This is a genomic window from Pseudomonas syringae group sp. 243L2 (genome assembly GCF_032587875.1).
In the GTDB taxonomy this organism is placed as follows: Bacteria; Pseudomonadota; Gammaproteobacteria; order Pseudomonadales; family Pseudomonadaceae; genus Aquipseudomonas; species Aquipseudomonas amygdali.
The window spans coordinates 577754-594828 of record NZ_JAWHPL010000021.1 but is presented as its reverse complement, the minus strand read 5'-3'; the positions used below and the strand labels follow the sequence as shown (position 1 = coordinate 594828).

Below are 17075 nucleotides of genomic sequence, written 5' to 3'. Positions count from 1 at the left end.
GTCTGGGCACAACCTTATCGAAGGGGGCGGCATCGCGTCATGGATAATAATAATCACACCTTCAGCAGTTGGCTGCGCTCGCCAGCCCATCATCAATGGCTGGCACTGGAAGGCAACCGTCTGTTGACCTTCGCCAAGGCTTCCCGGCTCGACAACGGTTTTGGCAGTCTGGATGACTACGGCCGTCTGATGGTCGGCGCCACGGCCGAAACCATGAATACCGCACGTATGACCCACTGTTTTGCCATGGCCCATGCGCAAGGCATCCCCGGCTGTGCCGCACTGGTCGATCATGGCATCGCCGCATTGCGTGGCCCGTTGCGCGATGCCGAACACGATGGCTGGTTCAGTGCTGCGCTCGAAGACGGCGGTAAAACCGACAAACAGGCGTATCTGCATGCTTTCGTCGCACTGGCGGCCAGCTCTGCCGTGGTGGCGGGGCGGCCTGGCGCGCAGGCGTTGCTGTCTGACGCCATCCAGGTCATCCAGACCCGTTTCTGGAGCGAGCAGGAAGGTGCCATGCGTGAGTCGTTTGCGCAGGACTGGAGCAACGAAGAGGCCTATCGCGGCGCCAACAGCAACATGCACAGCACCGAAGCCTTCCTCGCGCTGGCCGACGTAACCGGCGATGCTCAATGGCTCGACCGGGCGTTGAGCATTGTCGAGCGGGTGATCCATCAACATGCCGGGGCCAACAATTTTCAGGTCATCGAGCACTTCACACAAAACTGGCAACCGCTGCCCGATTACAACCGCGAAAACCCGGCTGATGGCTTCCGGCCGTTCGGCACCACGCCGGGGCATGCCTTCGAGTGGGCACGGCTGGTGCTGCATCTGGAGGCCGCGCGTCGCCATGTCGGGCGCGCAAATCCGGAATGGTTACTGGATGACGCCCGCCAGCTGTTTGCCAATGCCTGCCGCTACGGCTGGGATGTCGACGGTGCGCCGGGTATCGTCTACACCCTTGACTGGCAGAACCAGCCAGTGGTCCGTCATCGCCTGCACTGGACCCACTGCGAAGCGGCCGCTGCTGCTGCCGCGTTGCTGCAACGTACCGGCGAGCAACAGTATGAAGATTGGTATCGCCGTTTCTGGGAATTCAACGAGACCCTGTTCATCGATCATGAGCATGGTAGCTGGCGCCATGAGCTGAACCAGCGCAACGAGCCAAGCGCTGATATCTGGCCGGGCAAGCCGGACCTTTATCACGCCTATCAGGCCACGCTGTTGCCGGTGTTGCCGCTGGCACCCAGCCTGGCCAGTGCTCTGGCGGGGCATGAGTGAACGGCTGAGCCTGGCATCGGCAATCAGAGCGCAGGGATGCGTTTGTCGCTCAGGCGAATAATCTGCCGGGCCAGGAAGCTGCCGGTCAGGATCACGCCGAACAGGCGCAGGGTCTGCATGGCCAGCACGAAGCCGACATCGGCATGAGTATCGATGGCAATAATGGCCATGGTGTCCAGGCCGCCCGGGCTGGTTGCCAAGTACACCGATAGGTAATCCTTGCCCATCATCGCTGCAATCAGCCAGGCCGACAGGGCGCACAGAACGATCAGCAGCAGTGAGGCCAGAATCATCATCGGCAGCCGTCGCCACACGTATTGCACTGTCGGCCGGTCGAAACGCAGCCCTACATAACAGCCGATAGCACCATAGCCAATTGGCAGCAGCCAGTCAGGAATGCTGATCTGCATGACGCCGCTCAGTTGCAGCGCGCCGCCCAGTATCAACGGCACCAGTAAGGCACCCGCTGGCAGGCGCGAGCCCAGTGCTACGCCCGTTACGATCACTGCCAGACTCAGGGCGAGGTCGATCAGGTTCAGGCTATGCAAGGCGGCTGCGGTGCTGTGCAGGTCAGCCCCGGAATCCGGTGCGCCGATGAAATGGCTGACCAGCGCGCCGATGGTGACCACGCAGACCACGCGCACATATTGCATGGTGGCAACGACTCGCGAGTCTGCGCCGTAATCCTCGGACATGGCGACCATCGCCGAAGCCGCGCCGGGCGACGTGCCCCAGGCGGCAGTGTTACTCGGGATTCCGCCAAAGCGCACCAGTACCAAGCCCACCGCCGCGCTCAGCACCACAGTCAGGATCGTGGCCAGCAGCATGACGTGCCAGGACTGTAGCGCCGTGAGCAATACGCTGACTGACATCGCATGCGCAATCAGCACACCAACGGTGCCTTGGCCGAGCTGAAACGCCCGCTTGGGCATGCGGATGGTGGCGCCCGACACGCCAAAGCCGATAGCAACCAGCATGGGGCCGAGGAACATCGCAGCAGGCATATTGAACAGTTTGAGCAGTTGACCGGCAGCACCGGCCATCAGGATCAGGCCCGCCCATTGAGTGAGCGGGGCAAGGGTGGAAAGTGAAAAGCGTGAAGCGTTTGACAAGGACGTTCTCCTTGAATCGGGTGGATCACATGCAAACAGTATCGACTTGGCAACCGATCAAGTCTATTTTCTAATAATCATGAATTGATAACTTTGGTTGATAGATATGGACCTGCGCGATCTCACTTATTTTGAAACCATTGCCGAACTGGGCCACCTCGGGCGAGCCGCGGAAAAGCTCAATCGCAGTCAGCCCGCGCTGACAAAAAGCATTCAGCGGCTGGAGGAATCATTCGGAACGCGGCTGTTTCAGCGTGACGGTCGACGCATCAAACTGACCCCGGTGGGTGAGCTGTTGCAGGCACGCGGCAAGGAACTGCAGCAGAGCATTGCCCAGACCCAGCGGGAAGTAAGGGATTTCGCCAGTGGCATGGTGGGCAACATTCGCGTCGGCTGCGCCGCGACGATGGCGGAATACCTGATGCCGAAACTGACCTCGGCCCTGTTACAGCGTACGCCGGATGTCACTTTCAAGCTGGTGATAGGCCAGGATGACCTGTTGCGTGAGTCGCTGCGTTCAGGGCAACTGGACATGATCATCTGCGCACTGGCACCCGACAGCGAAGACGTCACCAGCTTTGCCATACTCAGGGACGAAGCCGTGGTGGTCGCCAGCAAAAAGCACCCGATCTTCAAGACCTCATTGAAGATGAGTGACCTCTGCGCATATCGCTGGGTACTGCCGCCGGTCAGCGTTTCATCACGCAAGTGGCTGGACGCGACCTTTGCTGCCAACGGCCTGCCGCTGCCGACAGTGCAGATCGAGGCGAACTCGATCTCCCTGCTGCCAGGATTGATTGCCCAAAGCAACCTGCTGAGCTTCATCGCCCGCGAGTCGCTGGAGTTTGGCAAGACCATGCAACACCTGCGTGAAGTGCCACTGGAACAGACCACGCTCAAACGCACCATCGGCGTGACCCTGCGCAAGGGCGGCTACCTGTCGCCAGCGGCAGAGGGCATGTTGCAGATGCTGCGTGACAACGGCGGGGACTTTCTGGGTTGGGGGTGAGCGCGTGCGTTCAGCTACTCGCCGGGCATGACCTTTAAGCCATTCAGGTACCTTGCCAGTGCCTCGGCACCCAGCTCCACGGTAGAGCTGGTACCCGCCCAGCTACAGGCGAGCATCAGGTTGCGGGGCAAGTCGAAGTCCTCAACCATAAAGCCGTCGCGGTCAAACCCGTGTTCATCATGAGAAACCAGTTCGCGCAACGAGGTCACTGGCTCGAAGTACGCCCAAACGGGCTTGTTCAATGCCACCGCCATACCGACTTCAAATGCGCTGCCCGAATCCGGCTCCAGACCGCGAAACACATTCAGGTTGACCAGTACGGCAGAGCAGCGATGAATCATCGCGATATTCATCGAGTAAATCTGCTGCGCAGTTTCATGCGGCGTGCGCCCGAGCGTCACTTCATTGTCGAAGGGGTACAAACCTTCAAGCCCGTGTGCCGAGCATAACGCCTTGAGGTAGCGTCCGTACTCGACGGCGTCTGGCCGGAACACGTCGAAGCCTGCGAGATAAACCAGTGGCGTTTGCATATCCGACTCTTGGCTATAGAGGTTATCCCACTGATTCTAAGGCCGACTGTCTGGCCGCGATACGTGCCATTGATCGGCCGACCGGCGCTCAGCAGGTATTTGAGCTGGAATCTGTACGGATAACCAGTATTCTTGTCCAGTCTGATCATTTTCATGTGAACGCTGGCCTTGAATACTGCTCCTCTCGACAATCCGTTCTATTACCTGGAAAACTTCCGGCAGGTCCTCGCCTGGATTGCCCTGCGCTACGACGACCTGCTCGACGCAGCCGAGCGCCGTTTCATCAGCGAGTTTGCCGAGGTGCCCGTGCGTGCCCAGGGTCTGCTGGTACGCATGGTGATGCGCAAGGGCGTATTGTTTCGGGCCAGCAAACTGAGTTACGTCGAAATCGGCGACCCTCGTGAGGCAGTGCAGCCGCTGCTGGATCGCGGCTGGGTCGTCACCAGCCCGCCGCTGGGTTTGAGCGAACTGTTCCAGTTGCTGCGCCGCGACGAGCTGACCCAGTGCTTCAAAGCCCATGCAGTCAAGGGGCCAGAGCGCAAGCAGGCATGGCTGGAGCGCTTGCAGCCGTTGTATGAAGCGCCACAGGCACTTGAGCAATGGCACCCGACGTTGTCTGACGCCGTGTTCGGCCTGAACATCATGCCGCTCTGTGACCGCCTGCGATTGTTGTACTTCGGCAATCTGTATCAGGAGTGGTCAGAGTTCGTGCTGGCTGATCTGGGTATTTACCGCTACGAAAAGGTCGAATTTTCGGTGCAGTCGCGCGTCATCAATCAGCGCGCCGACATCGATGTGTGCCTGCAATTGCATGCCTGTCGAGAAGCGCTGGAAACCTGCACCGATCTGCATGCGCTGGCCGAACAGGTCATCGCGGTCCAGTGCGGCAATGCGTGGTTGCATATGCGTCGCGCCAAACTGCTGTTTCGCATCGGGCAGCAGGCCGAGCGCCTGCAGGACTGGCCTCTGGCGATGGCAGTGTACCGTCAGTCCAGCTACCCCGGCGCGCGTTCAAGGCAAATCCGCGTGCTGGAGCGCAACGCCGAGTACACCGCGGCGCTGACGCTGGCGGAACAGGCCCGTCTGGCTCCTGAAAGTGATGCCGAGGTCCAGCACCTGTCACGCGTACTGCCACGGCTGCAACGCAAGCTCGGCCTCACGGGCGCGCGCAAACGCAATGTGCAGGCCGTTGCGCGGCTGGACGTTCAAATCACGCCAGTATCGGGAATAAGTGTCGAACGTCTGATACGCCAGCACCTTGAACAAGAGCAGGGTGGGGAAGTGCATTACGTCGAGAATGCGCTGATCAATTCCCTGTTTGGTCTGCTGTGCTGGAAGGCCATTTTCGCGCCCTTGCCTGGCGCATTCTTTCACCCGTTTCACAGTGCACCCAGCGATCTGTACAGCCCGGACTTCTATCAGCGCAGGGTGGCATTGTTCGATGCCTGCCTGATGCAACTGGAGTCAGGTGAATACCTGGCGACCATTCGCGAGCATTTTCAAAGCAAATTCGGCCTGCAGTCACCCTTCGTATTCTGGGCTGCGTTGACGCCGCAGCTATTGGAGCAGGCACTGTATTGCCTGCCCGCTGAGCACCTGCGTCATTGGTTTCGTCGTCTGTTGCAGGATGTAAAAGCCAACCGGACCGGAATGCCGGACTTGATCCAGTTCTTCCCGGAGCAGCGGCGCTATCGAATGATAGAGGTCAAGGGACCAGGGGATCGTCTCCAGGACAACCAACTGCGCTGGCTGGATTTCTGCGCCGAGCATGGTATGCCGGTGGAGGTGTGTTATGTGCAGTGGGCAACTGAGCATGCTGCCGACGTCATTGAAGAGCTGGCCTGCCATCAAGGCGCTTTGTGTTCATCCTGACTGTCTTGGTGATTGGCGTCATGCGGTTGTTTCGAGTCATGAGGCTTGTCAGCCGCACTGCCATTCTTTCCGGGCAGCGGGTCCATGCCTTTGGTGCCGGGGCTTGTGCCTGGCGCGCCGGGACTGGTTCCGTCCACGTTCTTTTCCGCTCCGGTGCCGGGTACTTTCGGACCGTCGCCTACCGGGTTCGTCGGGCCTGTAGAGCCTGCGAATGCGCTTGCGCCCGAGAGCGCCAGCAGTGCTGCAAGGCCTAATGCCCCCAATCTATTCCTGATCATGCTGCAACCTCCGTGAGTGCAATGGGGTAGAACGGTGTTACGGGGCCTGTCACTGACCCGCGAGCAAAACATGTTGTCCTGCCCGCGTCAGAAGCATAATTACTGAGTCTTGGTTTTTTCAGTAACGTTGCTCTTGTCGTGCGTGCCGTGTGCGCCCTTGTCATGATTCATCGACTTTTCGGCAGCCGCTTTTTTGCTGTCTGTTTGCGCGCCAGGAGTTTCGGAAGAGGTGCGGTCCATCGGCTGGGTGTTAGTGCCCGGCAGCTTGGTCGCATTCTTGTTGATTGGCGTTTCAGAGCTGGTGGTCGATTCGGCAAAGGCTGCACCCGAAGCGACGGCCATCAGGCCTGCCAGGGTGAGGGCAGTCAGTTTGGTCTTGATCATAATGCTTACTCCGTTGTTTTAAAGTAGTTCTTTAAAGTACGTATATTGGTCATTGGCCAGTGGCCATAGGTGCCCTTTAACCCGACGAACGGTAGCTGTGTGCCACGCGCGCGCACTTGATACCGACTCTTTGATTCGGCGGTTTCAAACCTTTCGCGTTCGTCTGTTTACATAGGCTTGATCAGCGCGTTTGGAACATTTTTAAGTTGATTTAGCTATAAGCTGACCGTCCGGTCATCCCCAACGATTCTTAAAATCATACTTTCTTACATTTTTATAACGCAGCTGGCGTTTAGCTATCCATCTAGAGGTGGCAAAAAGCTATTTAGCGCTTGAGGGTGTGATTTCGCCGTAAACACTGGGCTCTACGGGGTTTTTCAACGTCGACAGCGTAGGAAATCGCCTACAAAAAAGTTCCTTCGCTGACACGATTCGTTGGATTGTCATGAAACAGCAACATTTCAGGTTTTAAATCCGCCTCGGGCCTCCCTAACTGGGCCACCACACAATCTCCTGGACTGAGGTATTACCGTGATACTGCTGACTAAAAAACGCTTGTCGCTTCTGATCGCTTCGCTGTGCCTCAGCGGTGTGGCCCATGCGACTGATGTCACAGGTGCTGGTTCGAGTTTCGTCTACCCGGTTATTTCAGCGTGGTCCCAGGACTACAGCAAAACCAAGGATAACCGTATCAACTATCAGTCCATCGGTTCGGGCGGCGGTATTGCCCAGATCAAGGCAGCGACTGTTGACTTCGGTGCATCCGACGCCCCTATGTCCGCTGAGGACCTGCAGGCTGGCGGTCTGGGTCAGTTCCCGAGCGTCATCGGCGGTATCGTGCCGATCGTCAACGTCGAAGGCGTTGAAAGTGGCGAGCTGAAGCTGGACGGCCCAACTATCGCCAAGATCTTCATGGGCGACATCAAGAAGTGGAACGACCCGGCAATCACTGCCCTGAACTCGGGCGTGAAGCTGCCTGATACTGCGATCACCGTTGTTCACCGCTCGGACGGTTCGGGTACCACTTACAACTTCACCAACTACCTGAGCAAAGTCAGCCCGGAGTGGAACGAGAAGCTGAAGTTCGGTTCGACCGTGCAGTGGCCAGCCGGTGTGGGCGGCAAGGGTAACGAAGGTGTTTCTGCCTACGTGAAACAGATCAAGGGTTCGATCGGTTACGTTGAGTACTCCTACGCGACGACCAACAAGTTGTCTTACACCCAGTTGAAAAACGCTGCCGGCAAATTCATCAAGCCAGACGCCAAGGCTTTTGCTGCCGCTGCTGACACTGCCGACTGGGCGAGCGCCAAAGACTTCAACCTGATCATGACCAACGCGCCGGGTGAGGCTGCATGGCCGATCACCGCGACCACCTGGATCATCATGTACAAGAAAGCCAAGAACGAAGAGAAAAGCGCAGCCGCTTTCGACTTCTTCAAATGGTCGCTGGAAAACGGCCAGAAACAAGCCGAGAAACTGGAATATGTAGCATTGCCGAAATCGCTGGTTGAACGCGTGGAAAGCTACTGGAAAACGGAATTCACCAAGTAAGTGATTCAACCCGTACCACCCCTGTCATCAGCCGCGATATCGGCTCGGTGACAGGGGCTTTTCCTTGCGAGTGGCCTCAACATGACTGAAAACACCCAATACCTGTCCGCTAACGTCTCCGCTGGTGAGTCCGAGGGCGAGAAGCGCGCCAAACGGGATCATCGTCATGACCTGTGGTTCAAGCGTTCATTGCAGGCCGCAGCGATGCTGGTGCTTGCTTTGCTGGGTTGTATTGCCTTGTCGACCCTGTGGGGCGGCAGTCTGGCATTCCAGACTTTCGGGTTTGGCTTTCTGACCAGCACCGAGTGGGACGTGAACGCCGGCAAGTTCGGCGCGCTGGTTCCGATCTACGGCACCCTGGTTACCTCTTTTCTGGCTTTGCTGATCGCCGTCCCGGTGAGTTTCGGCATTGCAATCTTTCTGACCGAAGTAGCTCCGCCTTGGCTGCGCATGCCGATTGCCTCGGCCATCGAGCTGCTGGCAGGTATCCCGTCGATCATCTACGGCATGTGGGGGCTGTTTGTCTTTGGCCCGTTCATGGCTGAACACCTGTCACCCTGGATCACCGAAAACCTCGGCGCACTGCCACTGATCGGTCCGATGTTTCAAGGCCCGCCGCTGGGTATCGGCATGCTGACCGCCGGTATCGTGCTGGCGATCATGATCACGCCGTTCATTACCTCGGTCATGCAGGAAGTCTTCCGCACTGTACCCGTAGCCCTCAAAGAGTCGGCCTACGCACTGGGTGGCACCACCTGGGAAGTGGTCTGGGACATCGTGCTGCCTTACACCCGTTCGGCAGTGGTCGGCGGTGTGTTCCTCGGCTTGGGACGCGCGCTGGGCGAAACCATGGCGGTCACCTTTGTACTGGGTAACGCTCACCAGTTCTCTGCATCGCTGATGATGCCAAGCAGTTCCATCGCCTCGGTAATCGCCAACGAGTTCAACGAGGCTTATACCGACTTGCACCGTTCGGCACTGATCGCCCTTGGCTTCCTGTTGTTTGTGGTCACCTTCATCGTGCTGGCCCTTGCACGTCTGATGCTGTCGCGCCTTTCGCGTAAGGAGGGGTTATGAGTAAGGATGTGACTGGCAGCGAGAGCCTGTATCGGGTTCGCAGCATCAAGAACAAGATTGCGATGGTGCTCAGCTGTGGTGCCACTGCCTTCGGCCTGCTGTGGCTGGTGTGGATTCTGCTGACCACCATCATCAAGGGTATCGACGCGCTCAACCTGCAGTTGTTCACCGGTATGACCCCGCCACCTGGCACCGAGGGTGGCCTGGCCAACGCGTTCTATGGCAGCGTGCTGATGTCGGGCATAGGCCTGTTGATCGGTACACCAATCGGCCTGATGGCCGGTATCTGGCTGGCCGAGTTTGCTCGCTACACCAAGCTGGGTAACGCAGTACGCTTCATCAACGACATCCTGCTGTCGGCACCTTCCATCGTGCTCGGCCTGTTCGTTTACACCGTTGTGGTACTGCCGCTCAACGCAGTCACAGGCCATCAAGTGGGCTTTTCGGCGATTGCCGGTGCGCTGGCTCTGGCATTGCTGGTGATCCCGGTGGTGGTGCGTACCACTGACGAAATGATGCAACTACAACCCTCGACCATGCGTGAAGCCGCACTGGCGCTAGGTGTGCCGCAATGGAAGCTGACTCTGCAAATCGTCCTGCGCGCTGCCAAGGCGGGTGTGGTTACTGGCGTATTGCTAGCATTGGCACGTATCACCGGCGAAACCGCGCCGCTGCTGTTCACCGCTTTCGGCAACCAGTTCTGGAGCAGTGATCTGCTCAAACCAATCGCCAGTGTTCCGGTGGTGGTTTTCCAGTACGCCATGAGCCCGTTCGATGACTGGCACTCTCTGGCATGGGCCGGTGCGCTGGTCATGACGTTGTTCGTACTGATACTGAGTCTGCTGTCTCGCTTAATTCTTCTGCGCAATAGGGCGTCCTGATGAACAACCTTTCCCTGGCCAACGAAAAGACCAAGATCCAAGTGCGCGGTCTGGAGTTTTTCTACAACAACCAGAAGTCGTTGAAGTCCATCGACATGACCATCCCCGAGAAGCGCATCACTGCGATCATCGGCCCGTCGGGTTGCGGTAAATCGACCCTGCTGCGCGTTTTCAACCGTATCTACGCGATGTACCCGAAACAGGAAGCGCGCGGCGAAGTGCTGCTCAATGGCGAAAACATCCTGGCGCCAGGCTACTCGATGAACCGCCTGCGCAGTCATGTGGGCATGGTGTTCCAGAAGCCGGTGCCGTTCCCGATGTCGATCTACGACAACATTTCCTATGCCATCAAGCACCACGAAAAGTTGTCGCGTCGGGAAATGGAAGATCGCGTCGAGCAGGCACTGCGTGGTGCGGCGTTGTGGGATGAGGTCAAGGACAAGCTCAAGCAGAGCGCAACCGGTCTGTCCGGTGGTCAGCAGCAGCGTCTGTGCATCGCCCGCACCATCGCGCTGCGCCCTCAGGTGTTGCTGCTCGATGAGCCCACTTCGGCACTTGACCCGATTTCGACCGGGCGTATCGAACAGCTGATCACTGAACTCAAGGAGCAGTTCACCGTGATCATCGTGACCCACAACATGCAGCAGGCGGCGCGTTGCTCCGACTACACCGCCTTCATGTTCATGGGTGAACTGATCGAGCACGGCGACACCGACACCATCTTCACCAAGCCCTCCAAGACCCAGACCGAAGACTACATTACCGGTCGTTTCGGCTGATCAGCCTGCCAGGGCGGGCGCTTCCTGGCGCCCGCCCATGAATTCCTCGATCCTGCTGCGCAGCCAACGCTCGGCAGGGTCGCTGTCCATCACACTCAGCCATGTCATCGACAGGTCCAGCCCCGGCGTGGGGAAGGGCAACGGCTCGTCATACAGCAAACCCAATGCGCTCATTGCCTTCGCCGCGTAGTCGGACAGGCCCGAAATCATGTCGGTGCCAGCCATCAGTGCGGGCAGGGTGGCGAACTGCGGCACTGACAACACGACCTGACGCTTGCGACCCAGTGCGGTCAGCCACTCATCGGCAAAGCTGCTGATGCTGGCCACGTGCGACACCACCACATGAGGTCGTGAACAATACTCGTCGATGCTCATCGGGCCGCGCTGTTTGTCGGCGCGCACCAGCCGTGGCTGCACGTTGCGCAGCGTCTTGCGTTTGGCATTGGCCGGTAGTTCACGGGTCAGGCAGACGCCGACGGTGATGTCGCCGGACATCAGCACTTCGGAGATATTCAGGTAGTCGACGTGCTTGACCACGATTACCACGCCAGGCGCCTCCTCGCGGATGGCCTTGAGCATGGCGGGAAACAGGCCGAATTCGACGTCGTCGGTCAGGCCGATGCGAAACGTCATCTTGCTGACCGAGGGATCGAAATCGGTCGTCAGGCTCAGCGCGGTAGACATGGCATCCAGCGCTGGCGTCAGGTGCTTGAGAATCTCATGGGCGCGCGCGGTCGGCTCCATACGATGCCCGACGCGGATGAACAACGGGTCATTGAGCAGGTTGCGCAGGCGATTCAGTGCGGCGCTTATCGTGGGTTGGCCGAGAAACAGCTTTTCGGCGGCCCGGGTGACGTTACGCTCCTGCATTAATGTCTCGAAGACCACCATCAGGTTGATGTCGGCCTTGCGCAGTTCATTTCGATTCATTGCTGTTCCTTGGCATCAGACCTGGCTGACCACGACGGCTTGTAACCGACGGCTCAGTCTAGGCAAGCGTGGCAGGGGGCGTCCAGCGTTTTGCCGCCGTCTGGCTGGCATGATGAAACGTCTGCTTACGGTTCTACAGGCAGGAAAGGGGCGAATCTGTAGCGGGAAACAAGGTCTACTTGCAGGTCTGCGGTTTAACGTGGAAGCGGCTGCAGATTTCGACCCCTATCCACAGGCTACAGGAGGTGCCCCTTATGCGGGCTGCAAAGATTGCCGGCATGTTGATGTCGTTGACGCTGTCAGGCGCTGCACTGGCTGAAACGCCCGGTTACGGCCAGCAACTGGAAGGTTTCACTTACCCCCACGCGCTGCACAAATTCAGTTTTCAGTCCCAGGGCCAGACGCTGGAAATGGGTTACATGGATGTCGCACCCACCGGCAAGGCCAATGGCCGCACCGCGGTGCTGATGCATGGCAAGAATTTCTGCGCCGCGACCTGGGAAGACACTATCGAGGGGCTGAGTGCTGCGGGCTATCGCGTTGTTGCGCCTGACCAGATCGGTTTTTGCACCTCGACCAAACCTGCGTACTATCAATACAGCTTCCAGCAGTTGTCGATGAACACCCACGCGTTGCTCGAAAAGCTGGGTATCGACAAGGCGTCGGTCGTCGGCCATTCCACCGGCGGCATGCTGGCCACGCGTTACGCGCTGATGTACCCGAAACAGACCGAGAAACTGGTGATGGTCAACCCGATCGGTCTGGAAGACTGGAAGGCCCTTGGCGTGCCTTACCGCAGCGTCGATCAGTGGTATGAGCGCGAACTGAAGACCACCGCCGAAGGCATTCGCGCCTACGAGCAGAAGACCTACTACGACGGGCGCTGGAAGCCTGAATACGACAAATGGGTCGACATGCTGGCGGGCCTGAACAAGGGGCCGGGCCATAAGATGGTTGCCTGGAACTCGGCGCTGATCTACGACATGATTTTTACCCAGCCAGTGTTCTACGAGTTTCCCAGGCTGCAGGTGCCGACTGTGTTGATGATCGGCGATGCCGATACCACCGCCATCGGCAGCGACATCGCGCCGCCCGAGGTCAAGGCGAAGATCGGCAATTATAAGGTACTGGGCAAGCAGGTGGCGCAGATGATCCCTGGCGCCAGACTGGTGGAGTTCAAGGGCAAGGGGCATGCCCCGCAGATGGAAGATCCGCAGGGCTTCAATAAAGCGCTGGTGTCCGAGCTGCAATAGTCGGTCATTCATCCCACGCAACAGCCTGGTCGGCCAGCGACCAGGTTGTCTGGCCCTATTGTTATCAGCTAGACGGCAATCTCTACCTGATCTCCGTTAAGCCGTACCGGCCAGACCTCCAGGCGTTGCTCCGGGTACTCGATGCAACTACCGTCGTGCAGGCGAAAATGCTGCTTGTACAACGGCGAGGCAATCACCAGCTCGCCAGCGATATGGCCAATCAGTCCGCGACCGATCACATTGGCGCCGGACTTGGGGTCGCGGTTGTCGATGGCAAAGAGCTGTTCGCCCTCAGGGGTTTCAGGCAGGTAGAACAGCGCTACCTGCGCGCCGTCCAGCCACGCTACCACGCCGGAGTTGGCGACCAGATCCTTGCGTCCGCACAGGGCATGCCAGTGCAGTTGCAGTGCAGAATGGGCGTTTTCGCCCGCCAATACGGTGTTGGACGAATTCATTACACCACCTCCTTGAACAGCGGGATAAGGGCCAGCTCTTCGGGTTTTGCCGGACGACGCTGGGCGCGCTCCTTGACGAAATGCACGTCCGGGTCGCCACGTCCGTCGTTGACGAAGGTGCGGAAGCGCTTGAGTTTCTCCGGGTCCTTGAGGGCATTGGCCCATTCGCATTCATAGCGGTCGACCACCAGCTGCATCTGCGACTCCAGCTCTGCGGCCAGGCCCAGGCTGTCGTCGATGATGACCGCCTTGAGATAGTCGAGGCCGCCTTCCAGCGATTCCCTCCAGACCGAGGTACGTTGCAGCTTGTCGGCAGTGCGGATGTAGAGCATCAGAAAACGGTCGATGTAACGAATCAGGGTTTCGTCATCCAGGTCGGTGGCGAACAGCTCGGCGTGGCGTGGACGCATGCCGCCGTTGCCGCACAGGTACAGGTTCCAGCCGTTCTCGGTGGCAATTACACCCACATCCTTGCTCTGCGCTTCGGCGCACTCGCGGGTGCAGCCGGATACGGCGAACTTGAGTTTGTGCGGCGAGCGTAGCCCCTTGTAACGGTCCTCGATGCGCAGTGCCATGGCGACGCTGTCCTGCACGCCATAGCGGCACCAGGTACTGCCGACGCAGGACTTAACCGTCCGGGTCGATTTGCCGTAGGCATGCCCGGTCTCGAACCCCGCCTCAATCAACTCGCTCCAGATGTCCGGCAGTTCATGCAGTTGCGCGCCGAACAGGTCGATGCGCTGGCCGCCGGTGATCTTGGTGTACAAGTCGTACTTCTTGGCCACGGCACCAATCGCGATCAGCCCGTCGGGGGTGATTTCGCCGCCCGGAATACGCGGTACGACCGAGTAGGTGCCGTTTTTCTGCATGTTGGCCATGAAGGTGTCGTTGGTGTCCTGCAGTGGCACCAGCGAAGGTTCGGTGATGGGGCGGTTCCAGCACGAAGCGAGAATCGAGCCGACCGCAGGCTTGCAGATGTCGCAGCCATGCGCGCCTTTGCCATGGCGAGTCAGCAGTTCGTCAAAGGTCTCGATACCTTCGACGCGGACCATCGAGTACAACTCCTGGCGGGTGTAGGCGAAGTGCTCGCAGAGGCTTTTGTCGACCGCCACACCGCGCGCCATCAACTCATGCTCGAACACCTGCTTGAGCAGCGCAGTGCAGCCACCACAACCGGTGGCTGCCTTGGTGCAGGCCTTGACTCCGGCGAGGTCGGTGCAGCCATTGTCGATTGCCGAACAGATAGAACCCTTGCTGACGTTATGGCAGGAACAGATGGTCGCGGTGGCGGGCAGGGCATCGGCACCCAGCGTCGGCGCGCCTTCGCCACGCGGCAGAATCAGGCTCGATGGATCGGCGGGCAGCGGGATGCCGTTCTGGGCGTATTGCAGCAGGGTGTCGTAGTAACTGTTGTCGCCGACCAGCACCGCGCCGAGCACTTGCTTGCCATCTGCCGACACCACCAGCCGGCGATAGCTGGCGGTGGCTTCGTCAATGAAACGATAACTGACAGCCCCGGCCAGCGCACCGTGCGCGTCACCAATGGAGCCGACATCCACGCCCAGCAGCTTGAGCTTGGTGGACATGTCGGCACCGAAGAACGGCTCAGTGTCCTTTTCGCACAACTGTGCAGCTACGCCACGGGCCATCTGATAACCGGGTGCCACCAGGCCGAATACACTGCCGTTCCAGGCCGCGCACTCGCCGATTGCATAGATATCGGCGTCACTGGTACGACAGTGCTCGTCGATTGCAATACCACCACGCGGGCCGAGTTCCAGTTCACACTGGCGAGCCAGCGCGTCCTGCGGGCGGATACCGGCAGAGAACACGATCAGATCGGTTTCCAGAAATTCGTCATTGGCGAAGTTCATGCGATAGCGGTATTGCTTGCCGTCGCTGATCGATTGCGTGGCGCGCGACAGGTGTACGCCAACGCCCAGCGCTTCGATACGCGCTTTCAAGGCAGCCCCGCCGTGCTCGTCCAGTTGCACCGGCATCAAGCGCGGGGCGAACTCGACAACATGAGCTTCCAGGCCAAGCGACTTCAGTGCGTTGGCCGCTTCAAGCCCGAGCAGACCACCGCCGACTACCACGCCACGGCGAGCTTTCGAGGCGGCGTAGCGAATGGTGTCCAGGTCCTCAAGCGTGCGATAGACCAGCCGCGAGTTGCCCTGTGCGCCCTCGATCGGCGGTACGAACGGGAAGGAGCCGGTGGCCAGGATCAGCTTGTCGTAGCTGAAGCAGCCTTCGGCAGTGATGATTTCATGACGATCACGATCAATCTCCAGCACCGGTACGCCCAGGTGCAGCGTCAGGCCAGGTTGTTCGTAGACAGACATTTCACTCATGGCCAGCGACTCGGCATCGCGGCCGGTAAAGTATTCGGACAAATGCACGCGGTCGTAGGCACGCTGTGCTTCTTCGCCAAATACATGGATGCGATAACGCTCCAGTGCGCCGCCTGCGATCAACTGCTCGACGCAATGGTGCCCGACCATGCCATTACCGACGACGATCAGGGTTTTTACATCGTTCATGGGGAAGACTGTGGTGTTCATAGCAAGTCCCGGCCGAGGCCAATCAGGTTTTTTGAAGCAAAAAAAAAGCGCCCGGAACCTTTCGGTTCCAGGCGCCTTTGCCTGTTCTCTTATTGGGTGTTCGGGGATGCCATCAAGCCACGTTGCCGGATGCACCCATGTGGCCCTCTGGTCTCTTCGAGACTGGCGATCAACGTCGATCAACCGGGGCGGCCCGACCACATTCATGATGGGGTTATCCAAAATCATGCAGGGGCTGTGCCAGCTTGCGGTTGCAGCGGTTCAGACGCGCATTGGCAATGCCCGCAAGGCTGCGCAGCGTTTACAACGGCGTCCGGCGCATGATTTTTCCTGCCTTGCATTGGTGCGCATCGAAGGGTTTGCGCTGTAAAGCTGTGCGCCGCATTGCCCGCTCAAGATAATCGGCGTTTTTACCTCCGGGTGCCCCAGTCGCTCCAGGCACATATCGTTCCTCACGCTCCGCGTGGGAATGCCTGTCGTGACGCTCCGCGTCACAATTCTGCGCCGCGCCGCCTGCTCTATAGTCAAGCCGTGCGTCCAAAGGCCCATCTCTGGCGTAACATTTGTATCACCCTGCAATTCCCCCAATAAGTCCGTGCTCATGAACATCACTATTACTGAGGTACACCCCTCCGAGATCCCGCACACCGTCGATTTCGTCATGCGTGCACGTGCCGGGATCTTTCCCTTGCTCGACACCGTCACCGTTCCGCCCGATCTGGCCGGTTTCGAGCAGGTGTATCTGGACGGGGAGGACGGCAAGTTTCTGATCGCCCGCAGTGAAGGGCAGATCATCGCGGCTGTGGGCTACCTGCCGTTTGATCATCGTTTCCCGCAGCTCGATTATCGCGGGCGCAGAACCGTTGAGATCGTGCGCCTGTTCGTCACGCCGGAGTTTCGCGGCGACGGGCTGGCCAGCCGTTTATGTCAGGCGCTCTGGGCCCATGCCGAGGCAGGTGGAATAGAGGTGCTTTACCTGCACACCCATCCGTTTTTGCCGGGTGCAATACGCTTCTGGGAAAAACAGGGTTTTGCTGTGACCGATGTGGAAAACGACCCGGTGTGGAATACCACCCATATGGAGCGCGTTCTTTAAGATTGCTTTGTCAGAAGACGCAA

General features: G+C 58.9%; 17 protein-coding genes. 10 read left to right on the top strand and 7 right to left on the bottom strand.

What is annotated here, in order from left to right; all coding sequences use genetic code 11:
- The first annotated feature begins 39 nt into the window (after positions 1 to 39).
- The gene (locus RYB66_RS15620) at positions 40 to 1284 is read left to right on the top strand and encodes an AGE family epimerase/isomerase (protein ID WP_316894825.1); all 1245 of its coding nucleotides are present in this window, start codon (positions 40 to 42) and stop codon (positions 1282 to 1284) included.
- A 23-nt stretch (positions 1285 to 1307) separates the two neighbouring features.
- Here the strand turns inward: RYB66_RS15620 and RYB66_RS15615 are convergent, their stop codons facing one another.
- Positions 1308 to 2396, bottom strand: coding sequence for an AbrB family transcriptional regulator (locus RYB66_RS15615; protein WP_005745902.1), 1089 nt, complete (start codon positions 2394 to 2396; stop codon positions 1308 to 1310).
- A gap of 106 nt (positions 2397 to 2502) precedes the next feature.
- Here RYB66_RS15615 and RYB66_RS15610 point away from each other — a divergent pair, with 106 nt between their 5' ends.
- On the top strand, positions 2503 to 3405 hold the full coding sequence (locus tag RYB66_RS15610) for a LysR family transcriptional regulator (protein ID WP_004665637.1): 903 nt from the start codon (positions 2503 to 2505) through the stop codon (positions 3403 to 3405).
- 14 nt (positions 3406 to 3419) lie between these two features.
- On the opposite strand, the gene RYB66_RS15605 is transcribed toward RYB66_RS15610, so the two are convergent.
- Entirely contained in the window at positions 3420 to 3935 is a 516-nt protein-coding gene (locus tag RYB66_RS15605) for a nucleoside 2-deoxyribosyltransferase (protein ID WP_002553924.1), read from the bottom strand.
- 168 nt (positions 3936 to 4103) lie between these two features.
- Between RYB66_RS15605 and RYB66_RS15600 the strand changes: the two genes are divergently transcribed.
- Positions 4104 to 5807 (top strand): VRR-NUC domain-containing protein, encoded by a 1704-nt coding sequence (locus RYB66_RS15600; RefSeq protein WP_005745904.1) that lies wholly within the window; start codon positions 4104 to 4106, stop codon positions 5805 to 5807.
- Here RYB66_RS15600 and RYB66_RS15595 read toward each other — a convergent pair.
- Positions 5783 to 6085 carry a hypothetical protein gene (locus RYB66_RS15595; RefSeq protein WP_039847468.1) on the bottom strand — a complete coding sequence of 101 codons (303 nt, stop codon included), beginning with the start codon at positions 6083 to 6085 and terminating at the stop codon, positions 5783 to 5785. The two genes, RYB66_RS15600 and RYB66_RS15595, sit on opposite strands and share 25 nt — an antisense overlap.
- 99 nt (positions 6086 to 6184) lie before the next feature.
- Positions 6185 to 6469 (bottom strand): hypothetical protein, encoded by a 285-nt coding sequence (locus RYB66_RS15590; protein WP_002553922.1) that lies wholly within the window; start codon positions 6467 to 6469, stop codon positions 6185 to 6187.
- A gap of 531 nt (positions 6470 to 7000) precedes the next feature.
- Here RYB66_RS15590 and pstS point away from each other — a divergent pair.
- The 4 genes from pstS to pstB all read left to right on the top strand — a co-directional run bounded on the left by pstS (position 7001) and on the right by pstB (position 10757).
- Entirely contained in the window at positions 7001 to 8020 is a 1020-nt protein-coding gene (gene pstS, locus RYB66_RS15585) for a phosphate ABC transporter substrate-binding protein PstS (protein ID WP_002553921.1), read from the top strand.
- Between the two features lie 81 nt (positions 8021 to 8101).
- Positions 8102 to 9097 carry a phosphate ABC transporter permease subunit PstC gene (pstC, locus tag RYB66_RS15580; protein ID WP_003371940.1) on the top strand — a complete coding sequence of 332 codons (996 nt, stop codon included), beginning with the start codon at positions 8102 to 8104 and terminating at the stop codon, positions 9095 to 9097.
- Entirely contained in the window at positions 9094 to 9978 is an 885-nt protein-coding gene (gene pstA, locus RYB66_RS15575) for a phosphate ABC transporter permease PstA (protein WP_002553919.1), read from the top strand. The genes pstC and pstA overlap by 4 nt, the downstream gene beginning before the upstream one ends.
- Positions 9978 to 10757 carry a phosphate ABC transporter ATP-binding protein PstB gene (gene pstB, locus RYB66_RS15570; protein WP_002553918.1) on the top strand — a complete coding sequence of 260 codons (780 nt, stop codon included), beginning with the start codon at positions 9978 to 9980 and terminating at the stop codon, positions 10755 to 10757. Before pstA ends, pstB begins: the two co-directional genes overlap by 1 nt.
- On the opposite strand, the gene RYB66_RS15565 is transcribed toward pstB, so the two are convergent.
- Positions 10758 to 11687 carry a LysR family transcriptional regulator gene (locus RYB66_RS15565; RefSeq protein WP_016981443.1) on the bottom strand — a complete coding sequence of 310 codons (930 nt, stop codon included), beginning with the start codon at positions 11685 to 11687 and terminating at the stop codon, positions 10758 to 10760. It abuts the gene before it with no gap.
- A 254-nt stretch (positions 11688 to 11941) separates the two neighbouring features.
- Here RYB66_RS15565 and RYB66_RS15560 point away from each other — a divergent pair, with 254 nt between their 5' ends.
- Positions 11942 to 12940, top strand: coding sequence for an alpha/beta hydrolase (locus RYB66_RS15560; protein ID WP_316894823.1), 999 nt, complete (start codon positions 11942 to 11944; stop codon positions 12938 to 12940).
- 68 nt (positions 12941 to 13008) lie between these two features.
- Here RYB66_RS15560 and nirD read toward each other — a convergent pair whose 3' ends face one another.
- Positions 13009 to 13395: a nitrite reductase small subunit NirD gene (gene nirD / locus RYB66_RS15555; RefSeq protein WP_002553915.1), complete on the bottom strand. Its 387-nt coding sequence runs from the start codon at positions 13393 to 13395 to the stop codon at positions 13009 to 13011.
- On the bottom strand, positions 13395 to 15956 hold the full coding sequence (gene nirB / locus RYB66_RS15550; protein ID WP_117139412.1) for a nitrite reductase large subunit NirB: 2562 nt from the start codon (positions 15954 to 15956) through the stop codon (positions 13395 to 13397). Before nirB ends, nirD begins: the two co-directional genes overlap by 1 nt.
- A 31-nt stretch (positions 15957 to 15987) precedes the next feature.
- Between nirB and RYB66_RS15545 the strand changes: the two genes are divergently transcribed.
- Both RYB66_RS15545 and RYB66_RS15540 read left to right on the top strand, forming a co-directional pair.
- Positions 15988 to 16326, top strand: coding sequence for a hypothetical protein (locus RYB66_RS15545; RefSeq protein ID WP_316894821.1), 339 nt, complete (start codon positions 15988 to 15990; stop codon positions 16324 to 16326).
- Between the two features lie 231 nt (positions 16327 to 16557).
- Positions 16558 to 17052, top strand: a complete 495-nt coding sequence (locus RYB66_RS15540) for a GNAT family N-acetyltransferase (RefSeq protein ID WP_019741011.1) — start codon at positions 16558 to 16560, stop codon at positions 17050 to 17052.
- Positions 17053 to 17075 lie beyond the last annotated feature (23 nt).